This is a genomic window from Sphingobium sp. PAMC28499, from assembly GCF_004795815.1.
GTDB classification, from domain to species: domain Bacteria; phylum Pseudomonadota; class Alphaproteobacteria; order Sphingomonadales; family Sphingomonadaceae; genus Sphingobium; species Sphingobium yanoikuyae.
In genome coordinates this window covers 1,862,337-1,884,450 of sequence record NZ_CP039248.1, presented here as the reverse complement: position 1 = coordinate 1,884,450, position 22,114 = coordinate 1,862,337, and the positions used below count along the sequence as shown (strand labels likewise).

Genomic DNA, 22,114 nt, shown 5'->3' with positions numbered 1-22,114 from the left:
CCGCACGGAGATTGAACGATGACCAACGCCGCCCTTCATGTCGCCCGCACCGGCCTTGACGCGCAGAACACGAAGATGCGCGTGATCGCCAACAACCTGGCGAACGTCAACACGACCGGCTTCAAGAAGGACCGGGCCGACTTCGAGACGCTGGCCTATCAGCAGATCGTCGCCGCCGGCGCCAACAGCGACAGCCAGAACAAGTTCGCCACCGGCCTCAATCTGGGTTCGGGCGTCTCGTTGCAGGGCACCAGCAAGATCAACACGCAGGGCACGTTGCAGGAAACCGGCAATGCGCTGGACATGGCGATCGAGGGATCGGGCTATTTCCAGGTGCAGCAGGCCGACGGTTCGACCGCCTATACCCGCGCCGGCAATTTCAGCGTCACCGCCGAAGGCACCGTCGTCACCAGCGACGGCCTGCCGCTGATCCCGCAGATCACCGTGCCGCAGGGCGCGACGTCGGTCACCGTCGGCAATGACGGCACCGTGTCGGCGACGCTGCAGGGGGAAAGCGAACCGACCCAGCTGGGCCAGATCGAACTGGCAAGCTTCATGAACCCGGCAGGACTTCAGTCGATCGGCGGCAATCTGCTGGTCGAAACCGCCGCCAGCGGCACGCCGCAGGTCGGCACCGCGGGCCTGGAAGGTCGCGGCCTCATCCGCTCGGGCAATCTGGAAACCTCGAACGTCAACATCGTCGAGGAACTGGTCGACATGATCGAGACCCAGCGCGCCTATGAGGTCAATTCCAAGATGATCAAGGCGACGGACGAAATGCTCCAGTACGCCAACCAGAATATGTGAGCCGGCTGATGCGCGCGCTCTCCACTTCGCTCGTCGCTCTCGCCATGGTCTCCATGGCCGCGTCGCCCGCCTTCGCTGCAAAGAAGAAGCGCGAGGTCGAGCGCGAATATTATGCGCCGACCGTCATCGCCCAGCCGCAGGCGCCGCAGGCCAATGGCTCGATCTTCCAGGTATCGACCGGCTACACGCCGCTGACCAGCGGCGCGCGCGCCGGCAATGTCGGCGACATCATCACCATCGTGCTGGTCGAACGGACCCAGGCGACCAAGAGCAACAGCGCGGACACCAACCGCAGCGGCTCGATCGGCCTCAACCCGCCGACCACCGGTCCGCTGTCCAAGCTCTTCTCGTCCAGCGACATCGCGATGGGCGGCAACAACACGTTCACCGGCAAGGGCGCGGCGACCCAGTCGAACGCGCTGAACGGCGAGATCACCGTGACGGTCGCGGCCGCCTATCCCAATGGCACCATGTTGGTGAAGGGCGAGAAGGCGCTGACGCTCAATCGCGGCGACGAGTTCATCCAGATCAGCGGCCTGGTCCGCCAGGCCGATATCGGCCCGGACAACCGCATCCTGTCGACCCGCGTGGCCGACGCCAAGATCATCTATACCGGCAAGGGCGAGATCGCCCGCGCCAGCCGCCAGGGCTGGCTGCAGCGCTTCTTCTCGATGATCAGCCCCTTCTGATGGAGACCCGGATCGCCATGACACGCCTGTTCCGCTTCCTCCTGCCGCTGCTGGCGCTGATCGCCGCGCCGGCCCATGCCGAACGCGTCAAAGATCTGGGCACCTTCCAGGGCGTCCGTCCCAACCAGCTGACCGGCTATGGCATCGTCGTGGGCCTGGCTGGCACCGGCGACGACAGCATCGAATATACGGTGCAGGGCATGAAGGGCGTGGTCTCGCGCTTTGGCCTGACCCTGCCCGCCGGCGTCAACCCGGCGCTCAAGAACGCCGCCGCCGTGCTGGTAACAGCCGACCTGCCCGCCTTTTCCAAGCCCGGCCAGCGGCTGGACGTCACCGTGTCGGCGATGGGCAAGGCCAAGTCGCTGCGTGGCGGTACGCTGATCATGACGCCGCTGCGCGGTGCCGATAACGAAATCTATGCGATGGCGCAGGGCAATCTGGCCGTTGGCGGCCTGGGCGTGTCCGGTGCCGATGGCAGCCAGGTGTCGGTGAACATTCCGTCGGCCGGCCGCATCCCCGAAGGTGCGACGGTCGAGCGTGCGGTTGCTACCGGCTTCGACACCGCGCCGACCCTGACCTTCAACTTGTCCGAAGCCGACCTCACCACCGCGCTGCGCGTGGCCGACGGCATCAACAAGACCTTCGGCGATCGCCGCGCCCGCGCGATGGATGCCGTATCGGTCGCGATCGACGCGACGCCGGGTGCCGAGGAACGCATCCTGATGATGGGCATGATCGAGAATATCGAGATCACGCCCGCCGATGCCCCTGCCCGCGTGATCGTCAACGCGCGCACCGGCACCGTCGTCATCAACGGCGCGGTGAAGATCCATCCGGCCGCCGTCGCCCATGGCAAATTGACCGTCAGCGTCAATGAAAGCCCGCGCGTGGTTCAGCCCGCGCCCTTCAGCCAGGGCCAGACCGCCGTCGAGCAATCGTCGAACATCAGCATCGACGAACAGAAAAAACCGATGGTCAATTTTAAAGGTGGGGCGTCGCTGGCCGATATAGTCAAGGCGGTCAACGCCATCGGGGCCTCCCCGGCGGACATGGTCGCGATCCTTGAGGCGCTGAAACAGGCGGGCGCGATGAAAGCGGAACTGGTGGTGTTGTGATGCAGGTATCGAACGCAACCGCGGCGAGCGGCACGTCCAACCCCTTCGAGACCAAGGCTGCGCTGCAGAAGGCGGCGCAGCAGTTCGAAGCGGTATTCCTGCGCCAGATGATCGGCGCGATGCGATCGGCCAGCCTGGCCGAGGGCATCACAGATTCGAGCGCGACCCAGCAATTCCAGGACATGGCCGATGCGCGCACCGCCGACGCCATGTCGACCAAGGGCGCGATGGGCATCGCCGAACTGCTGATGCACCAGTTCGGTGCCCGCGTGAAGGACGACAGCCCGGCCCAGACCGGCAGCACGGCCGCGACCAGCACGGCAACCACGGCTGAGGGCGCATGAGCGACCTGTTCATCATCGGTGCGTCGGGCACCAAGGCCTATCGCACGGCGATGGCCGCCATTTCCGAGAATATCGCCAATGCCAGCACCGACGGCTATGCCCGCCGGTCGGTGACGACGGTGGAATCGGGATCGTCGACCGCGACCATGGCGACCTATGTCGCCAAGGCGAATTTCGGCGGCACCCAGGTCGCCAGCATCAATCGCGGCACCGACCCCTATCTGGATGCGTCGGTGCGCATCACCGCCATGGCGCTGGGCAGCGCGAACGCGCGCGTGCGCTGGCAGACCGACATCGAAACCGCACTCAATGACACCGCCACTGGCGTCGGCCAGCTGATGACGACGATGTACCAGAATCTGGACAAGCTGGCGGCCAGCCCCAGCGACACGTCGCTGCGCGTCACCACGCTGGACAGCATTGGCCGCGTCGCCGAATCCTTCCGCCAGACCGCCGCCGACCTGGAAACCATATCGACCGGCATCAATACCGAGGCGCAGGCATCAGCCCAGACGATCAACCAGCAATTGTCGTCGCTGGCCGCGATCAACAACAGCCTGCTGCGCGCGCAGCCGGGCACGTCGGCCTATGCCCAGTTGCTCGACAGCCGCGATTCCGCGCTGCAGACGCTGTCTTCCAACCTGAATGTGACGATCAGCTTCGGCGCGCATGACAGCGCCGAGGTCAGCTATAACGGCACCACTTTGGTATCGGGCGACACTGCCGCGTCGGTCGCGGTGACGGCGTCCGCCACCGATGGCCGCCTGTCGCTGGCCCTGTCCGACGGCACGGCACTTGCCGCCCCGTCCAACGGCACGCTGGGCGGGCTGTTCGCATCGGCCGACACCACCGCCGAACGCCGTGCCAGCCTCGACACGCTAGCCGAGCAGTTCGCCACCGACGTCAATGAGTGGCATGCGCAGGGCTATACCGATACCGGCGCCAGCGGCGTTCCGCTGCTGTCCTATGGTGGCAGCGCCGCAACGCTGGTCGCGCTGGACGTGGAGCCGGACGCTCTCGCGACCAAGTCCGCCGACGGCACGCTGAACGGCAATCTGCTGACGGTGTCATCGACCCTGCGCGGCAGCGGTAGTGTCGAACAGGGCTGGACGACCCTGATCACCAGCAACGCCAATCTGCTGACCGCCAGCACGGCGGAAAAGACCACGGCCCAGAGCCGCAGCGACCAGGCGGTCGCCGCGCGCGAAGCGGTAAGCGGGGTCGATCTCGACATGGAGGCGGCAGACCTGCTGCGGATCCAGCAGGCCTATTCGGGCTGCGCCAAGATCCTGCAGGTCGCCAAGGACACGGTCGATTCGATCCTGCAGATCATGTGACGGAAGGACGCTGAGACATGGTAGGCATCACCAACAAGATCATGCTCGCCGAGATCCGTCGGCAACAGCAATTGTCGCAGAGCATCGTCGACGGACAGACCTCGATTTCGACCGGCATCACCCTGAACAAGCCGTCGGACGACGCGCTCGCCTGGGTCCAGGTGTCCGACATCGGCCGCGCCCAGGCGCAGCAGTCGGCCTGGCAGACCAATGTCAGCTATGGCACGACCCGCGCCGGCAATGCCGAAGCCAATCTGGAAGAAATCAACAATCTGATGACGCGGGCGCAGGAACTGGTGACGTCGGCGCGCAATGGCGCGCTGAACGATACTAGCGCCGCCGCCATCGCCGAGGAATTGAAGACGATCCGCACCACGGTCGGCGAATTGCTGAACCAGAAGGATTATCAGGGCGTGTCGGTGTTCGACGACGGCCAGAGCGTGCTGGTGCCGGTGAGCCGCGGCCTCAACCTGGCAGTGGTCGGCACCAAGCAGGAAATTTCCGAGAATATCGACGTCAACGGCACATCGATGTCGCTGGACGAAATTTTGGGCAAGGCGATCGACGCGGTCGAGGGCAGCAATGACACCGACCTCGCCAGTTCGCTGGATGCGATCCAGATCGGCCAGAATCGGGTCGTGGTGGAGCGCGCCAAGCAGGGCGTGCGCGCCGACCGACTGGACGTAATCGGCACGCGACTGACCGATGTCGACATCAACCTGTCGGAACGGCGCGACACGCTGGAATCGGCCGATCTGACCACGGTCATTTCGAACGTGAAGGCGCAGCTGCTGCAGCTGGAGGCGGCCCAGTCCGCCTTTGCGCGGATCAACCAGCAGACCCTGTTCGACCTGATCAGTTAAAGACGGCGAAAAAGCGTCGCCGTCCTAAAGGGGACGGTAACCAGTCCGTATTAACCAGAAAGGGACTGGCGCCACGGGGCGCCGACGGAGCCACCGCCTCCAGGCGCATTTTCGGGGATCAACATGTTTGCAATCATCGGCCTTGTCGTGCTTTTGGGCATGGTCTTCGGTGGGTTTATCTTCACCGGGGGCGACATCGGACCGGTGCTGCACGCCCTGCCCCACGAAATGATCATCATCGGCGGCGCCGCCGTGGGCGCGCTGATCATCGGCAATTCGGGTTCCGACCTGAAGGCGCTGGGCGGCGGCCTGGGCAAGGTGTTCAAGGGGCCGCAGTACAAGAAGCAGGACTTTCTGGACTGCATCTTCCTGGTCAGCAAGCTGATGAAGACGCTGCGCGTCGAAGGCCCGGTGGCGCTGGAGCCGCATATCGAAGATCCGGGCACCTCGCCCATCTTCGGCGAATATCCCAAGTTGATGAAGGACAAGACGCTGATCCACCTGATCAGCGACACGCTGCGCCTGGTCGTGGTGTCGTCCGGCACGCTCGATCCGCATGCGGTCGAGGAAGTGATGGATAACAGCCTCAAGACCCATCATCATGAAGCGCTCAAGCCCGCCGACAATCTCCAGGGCCTGGCCGACGCTCTCCCCGCCCTCGGCATCGTCGCCGCGGTGCTGGGGGTGGTGAAGACCATGGGCTCGATCGACCAGCCGCCTTCGGTACTGGGTGCGATGATCGGCTCGGCGCTGGTCGGCACCTTCCTGGGCGTGCTGCTCGCCTATGGCATGGTCAATCCCTTCGCCAATCGCTGCCGCGCGGTGATCGAGCAGGACGGCGCCATCTATCATGTCGTCAAGCAGATCATCATCGCCTCGCTGCACGGCCATCCGCAGCCGCTGGTGATCGAGGCCGCCCGTTCCAGCCTGATCCATGCGAACCAGCCCGGCTTTGCCGAAGTGTTCGACGGCATGCGGAACAAATAAGCCATGGCGGAGAAGAAGCGCGGCGCGAACGAGCCCGAACCCCGGCCGATCATCGTCAAGAAGATCATCGTCGATGGCCATGGCGGCCATCATGGTGGCGCCTGGAAGGTGGCCTATGCCGACTTCGTGACGGCGATGATGGCCTTCTTCCTGCTGATGTGGCTGCTGGGTGCGACCACCGAAAAGCAGCGCAAGGCGCTGGCCGACTATTTCACGCCGACGCTGGTCGAGCTGAAGATGAATTCGGCCGGGTCCACCGGCATGTTCGGCGGCGACAGCCTGATGGCGAAGGAAAATTACCCGACCACCGGCGGTCAGGGCAATCTGGCCATCACCATCCCGCGCGATGCCACCGGCACCAAGGACCAAGGCGGCAAGGCATTGCGCGCGGCCGACCGGCAGAAGTTCGAGAATATCAAGAAGCAGCTTGAGGACCGCATGTCCAAGAAGGGCCTGGCCCGGCTGCGCAAGAATGTCCGCTTCACCGAAACCCGCGAGGGGCTGCGCATCGACCTGATCGACGAGGCGGACTTCGCGATGTTCCGGTCGGGCACCGACCAGTTGCTGCCCGAAGCCAAGGCGCTGATCGCCGAGGTCGCGGACGCACTGGCGACCATGCCCAACCCGCTGATCGTGCGCGGCCATACCGATGGCCTGCCCTATGCGTCGGGCCGGAGCATGAACAACTGGATGCTGTCGTCGGCCCGTGCGGAATCGACCCGCAAGGCGCTCGCCGAAACCGGCATTCCCAATGCCCGCTTCGCCCGGATCGAGGGGGTCGCCGATCGCGAACCGTTCGTGAAGAGTGACGCCTATGATCCGCGCAACCGGCGCATGTCGGTCATCCTGGGCTGGACCCGTGGCGGCAATGCCTCGGCCGACGAGGATGATGCGCAGGATCCCGAAACCCAGGCGGCGATCAAGGAGCGGGACGATCCGCAGCGGGTCGCGCGGGAACAGGCGCAGAAGCTGGACATGGGCGGCACCGGCCTGCCCAGCGGCGCGGCGCTGATCAACCCGACGGCGGCGGGCACATCGTCCAAGCCGGGCAAGCATTGAAGCGGACAGTCGGGGCGGCAAAATAGGAAATCGCCGCCTTAACTTCCCATATTTCCCGCACATTCGGCAATTTTGATGCAGGGGTTGGAAATCTTGTTTCCAACCCCTGCTTCGTCATGTCTGGCCGAAATCCCATCGCGACGCAGCATAAGCCATGATGCGCCAATAGGACAGGCCGGGGTCGGCTCACCCCCATGCGGGCACGGCCTGCCCCTTTGTTGCACCTTTTTGCGGGCGATTGCCTATATGGGCTCCTCCTCGCTTGATGCCCCATGCGGCGTCGCAACGTTCCAAGGCCCTGATTATCGGCCGACATTGCCTGTCCGATGGCTGTGAGGCGCGCCCCGCGTGCCCGCCTGGACGGGCCGGGAGAATAATGTGTCCACATCTGCCGCGCATGCCGCGCGCCACACCCATTTCGGCTGGTTCAAGCGCCGCCGCGACCTGGAAGTCGATGATGTCACCGTCGTCGACCGGTCCCTGCTGAACCGCGCCGTCGGCGCCGCAGCACTGGGCAATGCCATGGAATGGTTCGATTTCGGCGTCTACGGCTATATCGCCGTCACGCTGGGCCATGTCTTTTTCCCGTCGAGCGATCCGGCGCTGCAGCTGATCGCGACCTTCGCCACTTTCACCGTCGCCTTCCTGGTCCGGCCGCTGGGCGGACTGGTGTTCGGGCCGCTGGGCGATCGCTATGGCCGGCACAAGATATTGGCGATGACCATGATCCTGATGGCGGTCGGCACCTTTTCCATCGGCCTTATCCCCTCCTATGCGCAGATCGGCATCGGCGCGCCGCTGATGCTGCTGGCCGCGCGGCTGGTGCAGGGCTTTTCGACCGGCGGTGAATATGGCGGCGCGGCGACCTTCATCGCGGAATATTCGACCGACCGGAAGCGCGGCCTGATGGGCAGCTGGCTGGAGTTCGGGACGCTGGGCGGCTATATCGCCGGTGCCGGCACCGTCACCGCCCTGCAGATGTCGCTGAGCGACGCGCAGATGCTGGACTGGGGCTGGCGCATTCCCTTCCTGGTCGCCGGGCCGCTGGGCCTGCTTGGCCTCTATATGCGGCTGAAGCTGGAGGAGACGCCGGCATTCCAGGCCTATAGCGAACAGATCGATGCGCGCGAAAGCGAGCGGCCGGGGCTTGGAACCCTGTTCCGCGTCCATTGGCGGCAGTTGCTGAAATGCGTCGGACTGGTGCTGGTGTTCAACGTCACCGACTATATGCTGCTGACCTACATGCCCAATTATCTCAGCGTGACCATGGGTTATGCCGAGACCAAGGGGCTGCTGCTGATCATCATCGTGATGCTGGTGATGATGCCGCTCAATGTCGTGGGCGGGCTGTTCAGCGACCGGCTGGGCCGGCGGCCGATGATCATCGGCGCCTGTATCGCGCTGATGCTGTTGTCGGTGCCGTGCATGCTGCTGATCGGCACGGGCAATGACGCGCTGATCTTCCTGGGGCTGATGCTGCTGGGGATTGCGCTGGTCTGCTTCACCAGTTCCATGCCCTCCACCCTGCCCGCGCTCTTCTATACGCCGGTGCGCTACAGCGCGCTGTCGATCGCGTTCAACATCTCGGTCTCGCTGTTCGGCGGCACGACGCCGCTGATTACCGCCTGGCTGGTGCAGAAGACCGGCGATCCGCTGGTGCCGGCCTATTATCTGATGGGCGCGGCGCTGATCGGCCTGCTGACCATGCTGACGGTGCGCGAGACGGCGGGCATGCCGCTGCGCGGATCGCCGCCGGCGGTGGCGAATGAGGCCGAGGCGATCGCGCTGGTCGAAAGCGGCGAGCCAGTGACTGTGGACAAGGCGCTGCCCGACCTGCCGCCGGTGGCGCCGGTCGCGGTGGAGACGCCGGGCATGATCCGGCCGCTGGCGAGCTAGGGCCAGCGCTTTCCGACGCTGCGCCATCGGGCCTGTGCCCCTCCACCACTCGCTACGCGAGCGGTCCCCCTCCCCAAGCGCACTTGGGGAGGAATGGGAATGGCCATCAGGCCGGGAGGACGAGGCTGGCTTCGAGGCCGCCGCCGGGGCGGTTGGCGAGCTGGAGCGCGCCGCCATGTTCGGCCATGATCGCGCGGACCAGGGCAAGGCCCAGGCCAGCGCCACCGGTCTCGCGGTTGCGCGAGCCTTCGAGCCGGGTGAAGGGCTCCATCATTTCGCCCATCTTGTCCTCGGCAATGCCGGGGCCTTCGTCGGCAACGATGATGCGGATCATGCCGTCCTGATGCTGGACGCTGACATGGGCCCGGTCGCCATAGACGACGGCGTTTTCTATGAGGTTGCGCAGCGCGCGGCGGATCTGCTGGGCGCGGACGAAGGCGACGGCGCGATCGCTGTCGATCATGTCCACCGGTGACCCCAGTTCGATGAAATCCTCGACCACAGCGTCGGCAAGCGAGGTGAGATCGACCTTCTGCGCCGTCTCGCTGCTGCGGCCGGCGCGGGCGAGCGAGAGGATGTCATCGAGCATCCGGTTCATTTCCTCGATCGTCTCCGACATGCGGGCGCGCTCGCCCTCGTCGTCGACGGATTCGGTGCGGACCCGCAGCGAGGCGAGCGGGGTGCGCAGATCATGGCCGATGGCGCCGAGCATCCGGTCCTTCTCGTCCAGCATGGCGATGATCCGCGCGCGCATGGCGTTGAAGGCGGTGGTGAGCTGGCGCACGTCCCCCGGCCCGCTTTCCTCGACCGGATCGGCCGAGCCGGTCTTCGCGAACTGGCGGGCGGAGCCGGTCAGTTGCTTGAGCGGGCGGGCGAAGCGGCGGCCCATCCAGAGCAGCGGAATGAGGACGATGACGTAGAGGATCAGCGTCTGGGCCACCAGCCAGCCGCCAAAGCGCGGCGGGCGGCTGCCGATGCGGGCCTCGGTCGTCAGCCATTTGCCCGGTTCATATTCGACCGCGAGGGTGAGCCGGCCGACCCTATGGTCGCGCGGCGCCTCCCCCGTGGCGCGGCTGCGTATCTGTTCCCAGCGGCGCAGCGGCATGATGCGGCTGTCCTCGGCCGCCTCGATGTTGTGGACCGTCAGGCCGATATCCTCGAACATCGCGCCGGCGCGAGCCGCGACATCGGGCCGCGCCTTGCCACTCAGTGTCGGGCGGCTGGCGAGGAAGTCGATATTGCGCCGGTCGCGATCCTGATTGGCGCGCGGATGGTCGCGGTCGGGAGCACGATCCGGCCTGGTGTCAAGCGCGTTGATGACGCGATAGACCAGTGGCGCGGTCTGGCTGGTCAGTTCGACCCGATTGCGTTCGCGCAGCAGCAGGCCGAAATTGATCGCCTGCGCCACGAACAGCGCGATCGCGACCAGGATGATGATCTGTCCAACCAGGCTTTGCGGCCAGAGGCGCAGTTGCTTCACAGTTTGCGAACCTCCGACGACAGGGTGTAGCCGCCGCCCCAAACGGTCTTGATCAGCGTCGGGTTCTTGGCGTCGGGCTCGATCTTCTTGCGCAGGCGGCTGATCTGGTTGTCGATCGCCCGGTCGAAGGCGTTCGCCTCGCGCCCCTGGGTGATGTCGAGCAACTGGTCGCGGCTGAGCACCTGATTGGGCCGGGTGGCAAAGGCGAGCATCAGATTATATTCGGCGGTCGAAAGCGGCAGCGACACGCCTTCGGCATCGACCAGGGTGCGTTCCTGCGTCTTCAGCAGCCAGCCGGCAAAGGCATAGGTGGCGCCGTCAGGCGCGGTGACCCGCTGGCCGCCGGTGGCGACGCGGCGGAAGATCACCTTGATGCGGGCGACCAGTTCGCGCGGCGAAAAGGGTTTGAGCACATAATCGTCCGCGCCCATTTCCAGACCGACGATACGATCGGTCTCTTCAGACCGGGCGGTGAGCAGGATCACCGGGATCTCGCTGGTCTCGCGGATATGGCGGCAGAGCGACAGGCCGTCCTCGCCGGGCATCATGATGTCGAGGATGACGAGATCGATGGCATTGGCGGCCAGACGCAGCCGCGCCTCCGCCGCATTCTCGACCGCGGTCACGCGGAAGCCGTTGCGGGAGAGATATTGGGCCAGCGGCTCGCGGATCGATCGCTCGTCATCGACGAGCAGGAGATGGGGACGTTCGCTCATTTTGCCTGTCTGTCATGCCGGGGGACGGGTTGGAAGGGCGAAGGCAGGGGAACCTTCGCCCTTCCCCCTTGGGACGATCGACTGGAGCGGGGCGCTAGGGGGAAAAGCCCCGCTCCGGATCGTCGGCGCTGTCAGCCGATCAGTTGGCCGGCGGCGGAGGCGGTGCCTGGTCGGCGCCGGGGCCACGACCCGGACCACGATCATGGCCGCGACCGGGACCACGCATCGCCTGGCGGGCGGCCTTCATTTCCTCGGCCGTGACCTTGCCATCCTTGTTGGCGTCGGCCTTGTCGAACATGGCGAGCGGGCCAGCCATAAATTCGGCCTTGGTCATGGTGCCGTCCTTGTCGGCATCACCGAAGCCGGGGCCCCGGTGCATCATGCCGCGGCCGGGACCGCCATGGCCACGCCCGCCCCAGCGCTTGCCGTCGGGGCCGCCGGGCTTGCCGGCTTGCGGGCCGCGATCGGCGCGCGGCTGATGACCGGCCTGGAACTCGGCCTTGCTGATCTGGCCATTCTTGTCGGTGTCGAGCGCGGCGAAGCGTTCGTCCAGACGCTGCTGGCGGCGGATGTCACGATCCTCCTTGGTCAGCTTGCCATCCTTGTTGGCGTCGAGCTGGGCAAAGCGGGCTTCGAGCGAGGTGGTCAGTTCCGCCTTGGTGATGGTGCCATCCTTGTTGGCGTCGGCCATCATCATGGGACCACCGCGCATGCCGCGCGGCCCCGGACCACCATCCTGCGCGAAAGCGAGGTGCGACGCCGCCAGACCGCCGACGAACAGCGAACCAACCGCGACGGTGGTGAAGAATTTGCGGAGCATTGGGTCTTTCCTTCCAAGTTCAGTCGTGGATGGCGTGTCGACCATCCTTGACGTCGCTTATCGGCAAGACTTGTCCCGCAACTTTGTCATGTCACCCAATAGTTTGTCGCAATTTGTATCGGGAAGGAAAGAGAAAGCCCCCGGCCCGCTTATGTGCGGACCGGGGGCTTCCCCGAAACATCAGTGCTGCGCTAAATCAGAGGCCGTCGCGGCGACCCAGCAGGCGCAGGCGCAGCGCATTGAGCTTGATGAAGCCCGCCGCGTCGCGCTGGTCATAGGCGCCGGCGTCGTCCTCGAAGGTGACGACCTTCTCGCTGTAGAGCGTGTAGGGCGACTTGCGGCCGACGACATAGACGCCGCCCTTGTAGAGCTTGAGGCGAACCGTACCGGTCACCTTTTCCTGGCTGTGGTCGATCGCGGCCTGGAGCATCTCGCGCTCGGGCGAGAACCAGAAGCCGTTATAGATGAGCTCGGCATATTTGGGGGCCAGCTCATCCTTCAGATGGGCAGCGCCACGGTCGAGCGTGATCTGCTCGATGCCGCGATGGGCCAGATGATAGATGGTGCCGCCCGGCGTTTCATACATGCCGCGCGACTTCATGCCCACGAAGCGGTTCTCGACCAGGTCGAGACGGCCGATGCCATGCTTGCGGCCATATTCGTTGAGGGTTTCGAGCAGGGTCGCGGGCGACATGGCGATGCCGTTGATCGCGACGCCGTCACCACGCTCGAAATCGACCGTGATATATTCGGGCGCGTCGGGCGCGTCTTCCGGGTTCACCGTGCGCGAATAGACGAAGTCCGGGGTTTCCTCCCACGGATCCTCCAGCACCTTGCCCTCGGACGAGGTGTGCAGCATGTTCGCGTCGGTCGAGAAGGGGCTTTCGCCACGCTTGTCGCGCGGGATTGGGATCTGGTGCTGTTCGGCGAATTCGATCAGCTTGGTGCGGCTGGTCAGATCCCATTCGCGCCAGGGGGCGATCACCTTGATGTCGGGCTGCAGGGCGTAATAGCCCAGCTCGAAGCGGACCTGATCATTGCCCTTGCCGGTCGCGCCATGGCTGACTGCGTCGGCGCCCAGCATCTTGGCGATCTCGATCTGGCGCTTGGCGATCAACGGACGGGCGATCGAGGTGCCGAGCAAATAGAGGCCTTCATAGAGCGCATTGCCGCGCATCATCGGGAAGACATAATCCTTCACGAATTCCTCGCGCAGGTCGTCGATGAAGATATGCTCTTCCTTGACGCCCATCAGGCGGGCCTTGGCACGGGCGGGTTCCAGTTCCTCGCCCTGGCCGAGATCGGCGGTGAAGGTGACGACTTCGCACTGATAGGTCTGCTGCAGCCATTTCAGGATCACGCTGGTGTCGAGGCCGCCCGAAAAGGCGAGGACGATACGATTGATCTTGTCGGACATGGTGGGCGACTCTTCTGCAGGCCAATATTGGCGTGGGATATAAACCGCGCGCCGGTAACAGGCGGGAGGGGCAAGCGCAACAGCGCGGGGGCGCCTGTTGGAAGCTGCGGGCCTTAACTTCCCATATTTCCCGCAGATTTTGACATAATCTTGCTGGACGCTGATCCTATCGGAAAGTGCCCCCCTTCCCCTGTCTCCTGCTTCTATCAGGCAAAGCGGACTGTAGGACAGGCAAGACAAAGGGGACGATGGCGGGCCACCGTCCCCTTCATTGTCAGCTCAGGGCGTCGATCAGCTGGTGCGCGGCTTGAACAGGCCCGGACGGGCGCGGTCGCTGCCGAAGCGATAAACGGTCTGGCTGCGATCGGTCGCCGCGGCGCTGGCCGGGGTTGCGACCGGCGCGGCGCGGGCGACCGGATCGGCCGTGCGGAGCGCCTGCCGCTGCGCGAGCAGGAAATGGGCGCGGCGACGGCGGTTGCGCTGGGTCAGGAAGGGATTGTCGCGGCTGGGGGCAGCGGCGACCATCGCTTCGACATCGCTGGTGGGTGCCGTAGCGGCGGCCAGCGGGGTGCGCGCAGCAATCGGAGCAGCAGGGGCCAGCGGCATGGGTGCCGGGGCCGGACCAGCCTCGATCGGCGCGATCGCTTCACGCTCGGCTTCGACACGCTGGCGGCGGCGACGGACGATGGCTGTGGCGCCAAGGCCGACCAGCAGCAGCGACCCCCCCCCCAGCGCCAGCAGCAGCGCCGGATCGATCAGGGCCGAAGGCTGTTCGGTCGGCGCGGCAGCCGGGGCCGGTTCGGCAACCGGGGTGACGGCGGCCGGTTCCGGAGCCGGCGTTGCGGCCGGGGCTACGGGTGCCGGCGCTTCGGTACGTTCAGCCGCAGCTGGAGTCGGAGCAGGCGCCGGGGCGGGTTCGGAAGCAAGTTCAGACTGGCGAACTTCCGCGCGGCGCGGTGCCGGGGAGGCCGGGGCAGCGCGGCTTTCCTGCGCGGCGGGCGCTTCAGCCTGCGGCTCCGGGGTCGGCGGGGTCTGTTGCACGACCGGCTGGCTGGGCGCGAAGACCGGCGCCGCCGGGGTTGCAGGCACTGTGGCAGGCGCTGCGGGTGCGGGCTCTGCCGCCGGCACCGTGGGGGCGATGTCGACCGGCGCGGTCGGCGCCGCCATGGGCGCGGCCGGCGGGGGCGTCATCACCTCCTGCGCGAACAGGGGCGTTGCGGACAATGCCACGACAGCGGCGATCGCGGCCGAGGCGGGACGGATGGATCGAATATTCTTGGTCATAGCGATAGATCAACCGCCGACCATCTCCATCGGCCTCAAACATATCGTCAAATGCGGGACGATCTGTTTTTCAATATCGATGAATTGAAAAACGCCACCTCAACATGAACAGATGTTCATTCCAAACATGAACAACAGATTTATATCATGACTTCACAGCATCAGACATCGTCGCCGGACTCTTCCTTGCGTTCAAGACGCACACCATCCAGCAGAGCCGTCATTCGACGTTCTTCTTGCTGGTCGGCAAGTTTCTGTGCCTTGGTCCGGCCGAACTTGGCGCGATTGCTGTCTGCCGCCTGCGCCTTGTCGGCCCGATCCCTAGCCTTGCGCGCCAGACGAAAATTAATGACGTTGCTCATCTTCCACCCTTGGTCCTATGGGGAATAGTGCCACAAAGATCCGGGGCAGCACCAGTCGCCTTCGGCCCGGCCATACAGGAAAATCATGCCCAGCATCCATGACGTCGCCGCCCTCGCCAAAGTCTCGATCAAGACGGTGTCCCGCGTTGTCAACAAGGCGCCGAACGTCAGCGACGAACTGCGCGAGCGCGTGAACGCAGCGATCGAGCAACTGGGATATCGCCCCAACCAGTCGGCGCGGCGGCTGGCCGGTGGCCGCTCCTTCATGATCGCCTATCTCTACAGCAACCCTGCCCCTGCCTATACCGGCGGCATCCAATCGGGCGCAGCGGCGCGCTGCCGCGACCTTGGCTATCATCTGGTGGTGGAGCCGATTTCCGACAGTGGCGAGGAGCGGATCGAAGTGCTGGACCGGCTGGTCGCGGCGCTGCGCCCGGACGGCGTGTTCCTGGTGCCGCCGCTGTCCGACGATGCGCTGCTGCTCGACCGGCTGGCAGAAATGAACCTGCCCTGCGCGCGGATCGCCGGCACGGCGGACGCATCCAGGGGCGGCATCAACATGCCGACCCCCGAACATGCCGCCGGGCGGATGGTGGCCGATCATCTGGCGTCATTGGGCCATAAGCGGATCGCGGTGATCACCCCGCCCCCGACCCACAAGGCGGCGCTGCAGCGCGTCGAGGGGTTTCGCGAGGGGATGGCGGCGGCCGGCCTGCCGATCGACGACAGCCTGTTCATGCAGGGTAGTTTCGATTTCGCGTCCGGCATCGCCTGCGCGGAAGCGCTGTTGCAGCGGGACGACCGGCCGACCGCGATCTTCGCCACCAACGATCCGATGGCGCTGGGCGTGCTGACGCTGGCGCATGACCTGGGCCTGCGCGTGCCCGAGGATCTGTCGGTGGCCGGGTTCGACGATACGCCCGCGAGCCGGACCAGCTGGCCGCCGCTGACCACCGTGCGCCAGCCGCTGGACCATATGGGCCGCGCCGCGATCGACGCGCTGATCAATGGTCCGGGCGAACCGCCGCGCTTCACCTTCTCACTGGTCGCGCGCGGCAGCACGGGAGTGGCGACTCCGTAAAACGAAGGCAAGGCCCGGCATTGCCAGCGAAAAATCCGTCCGCCCCGACGCAGGGAACCGAAAGCGGCGCGGGCCGTCATGCTCATTCGCGGCACTATCGTTCATGCGCGCCCTGCCCCGTCGACCTGCCTGGAGCATCATCATGGGCATGATCGCCACCGATGCGCGCTGCAAGAACCGGCGCGACCTGACGTCGGCGGACCGGATCCCCTATCACCTGACCAAGGTGGTGCCCCAGAACGCTGTGGACTGCGGCGCCCGGCGGACGATCCGCGACAATATCCTGTGGCAATATCAGGGCAATGCCCCGACGATTATCCGTCGAAAGTCCTGGCGCTGTGGACCAGTGGCTATTTCACCTACAGTTCGGGCAAGCGACCGAACACCATATTGTCCACCCCTATTCGCAGGTCGATCCATCCGGCCTGACGCCCGGCAAGGCGCGGCAGATGGAGCGGACCTACTGGACCCGCGAGTTTGGCCAGGTGCGCTGGGAAGCGTGGAAGCGTGGAAGCGTGGAAGCGTGGAAGCGTGGAAGCGTGGAAGCGTGGAAGCGTGGAAGCGTGGAAGCGTGACGATTATACCCGGTCGCGCGACGGCAAGTCGGCATCGGAAATGGCGGAAAGATTCTTCGACGATATAGCCGGGCGCGGGCTTCTGCATCCTGGCGAGGAATTTCGCGGCATCGCCCGTCAGCCGATCGATATACCGGCGATCCACGCCCGGCGCGGGAACGATCTGCACCGGCGGTCCCATCAAGGCCGGCAGCGGCGCGGGAAAATGATGGGACGAGGGTTCGCCCTTCATGTCCCAGCCGCCATTTGTCGCGGCATTGAGCGCGGCCTCCAGCGTGGCCGTGCGCCCCTCGTCACCACGATTGAGGCTGATCGCGCGGCGCAGGAAAACCGCATAGCGCGGATCGGCCGCCGCATTGGCGCGCGCCAGCAGCATGTCGGCCCCAATATCGCCATGGCCGCTGCGCTGTATCTGTCCGACCAGCGGATAGAAAAGCGCATGGTCATCCGGCAGGTCGATGATTTCCGGTGCGAGTGCAGCAAGCAGCGTCTTGTCGTTAAGGGCGCAGGCGGCCGTGACCTTCATCCGCAACAGCGCGGGATTGACCTCTTCCAGTTCCACCGAGGTCGCCAGCGCGTAGACATCATGCCAGCGCACATCCAGGCAGAGTGCGCGACAGCTTTCGATGATCCGGTCAATTGCCGCTGCATTCTCCACCCTATCCATCGCCCGGCCTTGCCCCTTTCGTCAGATCGGACATGCGGCGCGCGGGGGCGCCATGTCCAGCAAGACGGCATATTGCCGCTTGCAGCGCTTCGGACAATCCCCCGTGTTCACGTCGGCAAGTCACAAGGTCGCAGCGTCATCCAATTGAAATGCCTTGGTCATCAAACTGACCGCAGCGCCCGCTAAGCGGCCGGTCGCATGAGCGAGCATCCTTCTGAACAGGCGCTGCGGGCGCCGCGGCGGCTATGGACCGGCTGGGCCGGGCTGCTGGCGCAGGTCGAGCGGATGACGCGGCGTTCCGACAGCGAGGATCTGTTGCACGATGCCTATGTCCGCATGGCGGCCCGGCCCGAACGGCCCGACAATGAGGAAGCCTTTCTGGTCCGCGCGGCGGTCAACCGGGCGCGGGACAGCTATCGGCGGGAAAAGGTGCGCGGGCCAGCGGGTGGCGAGGATGTGCTGGCGCTGCTGCGCGACGGCGCGCCGTTGCAGGACGAGGCGCTGATGGCGCAGGCGCGACTGCGGCGCGTGTCGGAAGGGATCGACAAGTTGCCGCCACGCACCCGCGAGGTGTTCCTGCTGCAGCGGATCGACAATCTCAAATATCGCGAGATTGCCGAACGGCTGGACATCAGCCAGAGCGCGGTCGAGAAGCATATGGCCAGGGCGATGAGTTTCCTTGGCGAATGGACGAAGGATTGGTGAGCCCCGACATGCCCGGTGAGCGCCCCATGGCCCGGACCGCCGCCGAGTGGATTGCAAGGCTGAATGCGGACGAACGGACGGTGGACGACGAGCAGGCCTTTCGCGCCTGGATCGCGGCTGACCCCGCACATGCAGCCGATTTCGAGCGGGCGACCGACATCTGGGCGCTGGTGCCCGGCACCGATGCGGCGGCGCGCCCTGCACCGGCATCCGCACGCCCCCTTTCGCGCCGACGGATGATGGCGGCTTGTGCCGGCACTTTGGTGGTGGGCGGCGGCGGCATGGCGATCATGCAGACGGCAATGGCGGGCACCCGCTATCGCACCGGCATCGGTGAACAGCGGCGGCTGACCCTGCCGGAAGGATCGGCCCTGTTCCTGGATACCGATACCGATGTCCGGGTGCTGGCGAGCGCCAGCCGGCGGCGGCTGTGGCTGGAACGGGGGCGCGTCGCGCTGACGGTGAAGCCCGCCGCCGTGCCCTTTGCGATCGATGCCGGCCGGGGGCGTTTCGTCGCCGGCAGCGGCCGGTTCGATGTGCGGCGCGACGGCGGTGACCGGCTGGCGCTGACGGCGCTGGCGGGGCAGGCCGATGTCGCGGTCGCCGGCGGGCAGCGCAGCCTGTCTGCCGGGCAGCGCATCCGCACCGATGCCGCCGATGTCGTGCAGCTTGATCGGCCCGATGTCGAAACCACCCAGGCCTGGCTGAGCGGCCGCGCAGCCTTTCATGACGACCGGCTGGATGCGGTGGCGGCGGAGGCCAATCGCTACAGCCTGACCCGGCTGGTGATCGCCGATCCCGCCACCGCCGCGCTGCGGGTGAGCGGCATGTACCGGATGGGCGACAATGTCGCGCTGGGCCAGGCGCTGTCGCAATTGCTGTCCGTGCCCGTCCGCCAGATGGACGACCGGGTGCTGCTGGGCGGCTGAAAAAAATCGCCGATGCCGGGGTGGGGTAAAATCCCGCTGGCGCGTCGGGGAGGCGCGGCGCCTTCTGCCGCTGTCCACGGGGGATGATCGTGACCGTTTCTTCTTCGCGCACTTTGCGCCGCTCTCTGGTGCTGGGCGCCGCTCTTGCCGCCTTCTGCGCGGTTCCGGCCCAGGCGCAGCAGCGCCAGGCGACCGTCCAGATCGCCGCGCAGCCGCTGGGAACCGCGCTGGAGGCGCTGGCCCGCCAGACCGGCACCGACATCTTGTTCGCGCCGCAACTGGTGGCCGGGATGAGCGGCCCGTCGCTGAGCGGCCGGATGGACGCGATGGCGGCGGTCGAGCGGCTGATCCAGGGCAAGCCGCTGGCGGTGCGGCGGCAGGGCAATGGCGCGCTGCTGATCGTGGCGGCGCCGGCCGCGCCGCAGGAGACGGTGGCCAGCGGCGGCGTGGAAGTCGCGCCCGACATCATCGTCACCGGCTATGCCGCCAGCCTGTCCGGCGCGCTGGCCGAAAAGCGCAAGGCGACCAATGTCGTCGACGTGGTGAAGGCCGAGGATATCGGCAAATTCCCCGCCCAGAACATCGCCGAAGCGCTGCAGCGGGTGCCGGGCGTGTCGATCGTGCGCGATCGCGGCGAAGGCGTGTTTGTCCGCATCCGCGGCCTGGGCGCCAATTTCCAGGTCGTTACGCTGAATGGCCGGTCGGCCGCGGTGAACGAGAATGTGCGCGACAGCGGCCAGAGCGGGCGCCAGTTCCGTTTCGACACGCTGCCGTCCGAACTCATGTCGGCAGTGGAAGTCATCAAGAGCCCGCGCGCGGACCTGGCCGAGGGCGGGATCGGCGGGATCGTGAACCTGCAGACCTTCCGTCCGATCGACCTCAAGAAGCCGGTGCTGGCGCTGTCGGCCACCGCCAGTTCGCCGCGCCTGGCCGACACGGTCGATCCGCGCCTGTCGGGCATGGCCAGCTGGGTCAATGAAGAGGGCACGTTCGGCGCGCTGATCGCGGCGGTCTATGACGAGCGCACCACGCGGCAGGACCGTGTCACCGGCGTCGGCTGGGCCGACGGGCGGATCGATGCGGATGGCGACGGCACGCTGGACAGCGACACCATATTGGTGCCGACCAGCACGCGCCCGACGCTGGAGCGCGAGAACCGCAACCGCATCGGCCTCAATGGCGCGATCCAGTGGAAGCCCGACGACCGGTTCGAGCTGAATGTCGACGGCCTGTGGAGCCGGCTCAACATCGATTATGACGAGCTGACCTATTCGACCGATTTTTCCGCGACCACGCCGGGCGCGATCGTGCCGGGCACGGCGGTGATAGAAAATGGCGTGCTGACCGCCGCGACCGTCACTACATCGACCCAGATCGGGCGCGAGACGTCGCGGCTGGAATATGAGAATTGGCTGATCGGCGCGAACGCCAAATGGTCCGCCAATGGCTGGACGCTGGCCGCCGATGCGAGCCTGGGCCGGGCCTATTCCAATACGCCCACGCCCATCTATCGCACCCGCCTGCTCGGCAGCGTCGGCCAGGTCGCGTTCGACTATGGCAAGGTGGGCGAGCGGTTGCCGAACCTGGAGTTCCTGACCGCCGACCTGACGGAATCGACCACCTTGCCCGGTCGCCGGATCGAGTATCGCGTCAATGACTCGCTCGATCGCCAGCGGGCTGCGACCTTCGACGTGACGCGCGAGCTGAGTGGTGTGGTGCAGGCGCTGCGCTTCGGCGCCAAATATGAAATGCGCGACCGCACCTATAATCGCCGCGACATCAACTTCACCAGCGGCATCGCCGGCCAGCGCTTCGACGACAGCTATTTCGAGGCCTTCCCGGTCGACGATTTCCTGAGCGGCGTGGGCGGCAACCTGCCGACGAACTGGGTCATGCCCGATCCCGACCGTTTCTGGGACGCGGCGACCGGCAAGGAGGCCTTGCTCGACGCGCCGCTGACCCGTGGCGACCGGCGCAACAGCTATGCCATCGATGAACGGATCATCGGCGGCTATGGCATGGCGGAGTTCAGCTTGCCGCTGGGCGGCATGACCATCCGCGGCGACGCGGGCCTGCGCTACGCCCATACCCGCCAGACATCGTCGGGCTATGCCGACAATGGCAGCGCGGCGCTGCCGGTCAGCTATGAGCGCAATTACGGGAATTTTCTTCCCTCGCTCAATCTGGTCGCGGAGTTCACGTCGAACCTGCAGATGCATCTGGCCGCGTCCAAGGTCATCACCCGGCCGTCGCTGGCCGACCTGGCGCCGCGCCTGACGATCAATTCCAACCCGACCGTGCTGACGGCGGTGGGCGGCAATCCCGAACTGCGGCCGTTCGAGGCCTGGCAATATGACGGCACGGTCGAATGGTATTTCGCGCCAGGCAGCGCGCTGATCGGTGGCGCCTTCTACAAGGACATCACGACCTTCGTCTTCCAGCAGACCCGCAATTTCGACCTGGATGGCCAGATCTATCGCCTGACCGCGCCGCAAAATGGCGGCAATGCCTATGTCGCGGGGATCGAGATCGCTTATCAGCAACTGTTCAAGATGCTGCCGGCGCCGTTCGACGGCCTGGGTTTCCAGGCCAATTACACCCATACCAAGAGCAAGGGCACCTATGCCCTGTCCGACGGCACCACCTTCCGCGACGACCTGACCGACGTGGCCGGCGACAGCTTCAACCTGACCGCCTTCTACGAAAAGGGACCGGTCGGCGCGCGGGCCAGCTATAGCTGGCGCGGCAAGGTGCTGCGCGACGTCGGCGGCGCGGGGCTGGCCGCCAATAACGACGCGGCGTTCGGCAGCCTGGACTTCGACATTTCCTACAAGGTCACGCCCAATGTCACATTCGTGGTGCAGGGCATCAACGTGGCCAGCGGCGTCCAGTGGCAATATGTCCGGGACGATCGCTTCGCGGGCTACACCGATTATGGCACCACGCTGATGGCCGGCGTGCGGGCCCGTTTCTGAACGGAA

20 protein-coding genes are annotated in these 22,114 nt (G+C 65.8%); 13 read left to right on the top strand and 7 right to left on the bottom strand.

Going from position 1 to position 22,114, the window contains the following annotated elements; all coding sequences use genetic code 11:
• The first annotated feature begins 18 nt into the window (after positions 1–18).
• From flgG to proP, 9 genes are all read left to right on the top strand, one after another.
• Positions 19–807: a flagellar basal-body rod protein FlgG gene (flgG, locus tag E5554_RS09105; RefSeq protein WP_010338863.1), complete on the top strand. Its 789-nt coding sequence runs from the start codon at positions 19–21 to the stop codon at positions 805–807.
• Between the two features lie 8 nt (positions 808–815).
• Positions 816–1,496, top strand: coding sequence for a flagellar basal body L-ring protein FlgH (locus E5554_RS09100; RefSeq protein WP_004208211.1), 681 nt, complete (start codon positions 816–818; stop codon positions 1,494–1,496).
• The gene (locus tag E5554_RS09095) at positions 1,496–2,611 is read left to right on the top strand and encodes a flagellar basal body P-ring protein FlgI (protein WP_125997869.1); all 1,116 of its coding nucleotides are present in this window, start codon (positions 1,496–1,498) and stop codon (positions 2,609–2,611) included. The genes E5554_RS09100 and E5554_RS09095 overlap by 1 nt, the downstream gene beginning before the upstream one ends.
• The gene (locus tag E5554_RS09090) at positions 2,611–2,955 is read left to right on the top strand and encodes a rod-binding protein (RefSeq protein WP_136186595.1); all 345 of its coding nucleotides are present in this window, start codon (positions 2,611–2,613) and stop codon (positions 2,953–2,955) included. The genes E5554_RS09095 and E5554_RS09090 overlap by 1 nt, the downstream gene beginning before the upstream one ends.
• Positions 2,952–4,292, top strand: a complete 1,341-nt coding sequence (gene flgK / locus E5554_RS09085; RefSeq protein ID WP_004208214.1) for a flagellar hook-associated protein FlgK — start codon at positions 2,952–2,954, stop codon at positions 4,290–4,292. Before E5554_RS09090 ends, flgK begins: the two co-directional genes overlap by 4 nt.
• A gap of 17 nt (positions 4,293–4,309) precedes the next feature.
• Entirely contained in the window at positions 4,310–5,155 is an 846-nt protein-coding gene (locus E5554_RS09080; RefSeq protein ID WP_136186594.1) for a flagellin, read from the top strand.
• A gap of 123 nt (positions 5,156–5,278) precedes the next feature.
• Entirely contained in the window at positions 5,279–6,142 is an 864-nt protein-coding gene (gene motA / locus E5554_RS09075) for a flagellar motor stator protein MotA (RefSeq protein ID WP_010338868.1), read from the top strand.
• Positions 6,143–6,145: 3 nt separating this feature from the next.
• A complete protein-coding gene (locus tag E5554_RS09070) occupies positions 6,146–7,201 on the top strand; it encodes a flagellar motor protein MotB (RefSeq protein ID WP_097384316.1) in 1,056 nt (351 codons plus the stop codon).
• Positions 7,202–7,549: 348 nt separating this feature from the next.
• Positions 7,550–9,097: a glycine betaine/L-proline transporter ProP gene (gene proP / locus E5554_RS09065; protein ID WP_210729812.1), complete on the top strand. Its 1,548-nt coding sequence runs from the start codon at positions 7,550–7,552 to the stop codon at positions 9,095–9,097.
• Between the two features lie 106 nt (positions 9,098–9,203).
• On the opposite strand, the gene E5554_RS09060 is transcribed toward proP, so the two are convergent.
• The 6 genes from E5554_RS09060 to E5554_RS09035 all read right to left on the bottom strand — a co-directional run bounded on the left by E5554_RS09060 (position 9,204) and on the right by E5554_RS09035 (position 15,176).
• Entirely contained in the window at positions 9,204–10,577 is a 1,374-nt protein-coding gene (locus E5554_RS09060) for an ATP-binding protein (protein ID WP_136186592.1), read from the bottom strand.
• Positions 10,574–11,293: a response regulator gene (locus tag E5554_RS09055; protein WP_004208220.1), complete on the bottom strand. Its 720-nt coding sequence runs from the start codon at positions 11,291–11,293 to the stop codon at positions 10,574–10,576. Before E5554_RS09055 ends, E5554_RS09060 begins: the two co-directional genes overlap by 4 nt.
• Before the next feature lie 139 nt (positions 11,294–11,432).
• Complete coding sequence (locus tag E5554_RS09050; protein ID WP_136186591.1) at positions 11,433–12,113, bottom strand: calcium-binding protein; 681 nt, start codon at positions 12,111–12,113, stop codon at positions 11,433–11,435.
• A gap of 196 nt (positions 12,114–12,309) precedes the next feature.
• A complete protein-coding gene (locus E5554_RS09045; protein ID WP_017500430.1) occupies positions 12,310–13,530 on the bottom strand; it encodes an argininosuccinate synthase in 1,221 nt (406 codons plus the stop codon).
• A 291-nt stretch (positions 13,531–13,821) separates the two neighbouring features.
• Positions 13,822–14,814, bottom strand: a complete 993-nt coding sequence (locus tag E5554_RS09040; protein WP_136186590.1) for a hypothetical protein — start codon at positions 14,812–14,814, stop codon at positions 13,822–13,824.
• A gap of 161 nt (positions 14,815–14,975) precedes the next feature.
• Entirely contained in the window at positions 14,976–15,176 is a 201-nt protein-coding gene (locus E5554_RS09035; RefSeq protein ID WP_136186589.1) for a DUF4169 family protein, read from the bottom strand.
• A gap of 85 nt (positions 15,177–15,261) precedes the next feature.
• On the opposite strand from E5554_RS09035, the gene E5554_RS09030 reads away from it, so the two are divergent.
• Positions 15,262–16,257, top strand: a complete 996-nt coding sequence (locus tag E5554_RS09030) for a LacI family DNA-binding transcriptional regulator (RefSeq protein WP_136186588.1) — start codon at positions 15,262–15,264, stop codon at positions 16,255–16,257.
• A 294-nt stretch (positions 16,258–16,551) separates the two neighbouring features.
• Here the strand turns inward: E5554_RS09030 and E5554_RS23310 are convergent, their stop codons facing one another.
• Entirely contained in the window at positions 16,552–17,499 is a 948-nt protein-coding gene (locus tag E5554_RS23310) for a hypothetical protein (RefSeq protein WP_247594419.1), read from the bottom strand.
• Positions 17,500–17,697: 198 nt separating this feature from the next.
• Between E5554_RS23310 and E5554_RS09015 the strand changes: the two genes are divergently transcribed.
• The 3 genes from E5554_RS09015 (at position 17,698) to E5554_RS09005 (ending at position 22,108) form a co-directional block, all read left to right on the top strand.
• Positions 17,698–18,204: a sigma-70 family RNA polymerase sigma factor gene (locus E5554_RS09015; RefSeq protein ID WP_136186587.1), complete on the top strand. Its 507-nt coding sequence runs from the start codon at positions 17,698–17,700 to the stop codon at positions 18,202–18,204.
• A gap of 26 nt (positions 18,205–18,230) precedes the next feature.
• On the top strand, positions 18,231–19,133 hold the full coding sequence (locus tag E5554_RS09010) for a FecR domain-containing protein (RefSeq protein WP_247594418.1): 903 nt from the start codon (positions 18,231–18,233) through the stop codon (positions 19,131–19,133).
• Between the two features lie 83 nt (positions 19,134–19,216).
• Positions 19,217–22,108, top strand: a complete 2,892-nt coding sequence (locus tag E5554_RS09005) for a TonB-dependent receptor (protein ID WP_136186586.1) — start codon at positions 19,217–19,219, stop codon at positions 22,106–22,108.
• Positions 22,109–22,114 lie beyond the last annotated feature (6 nt).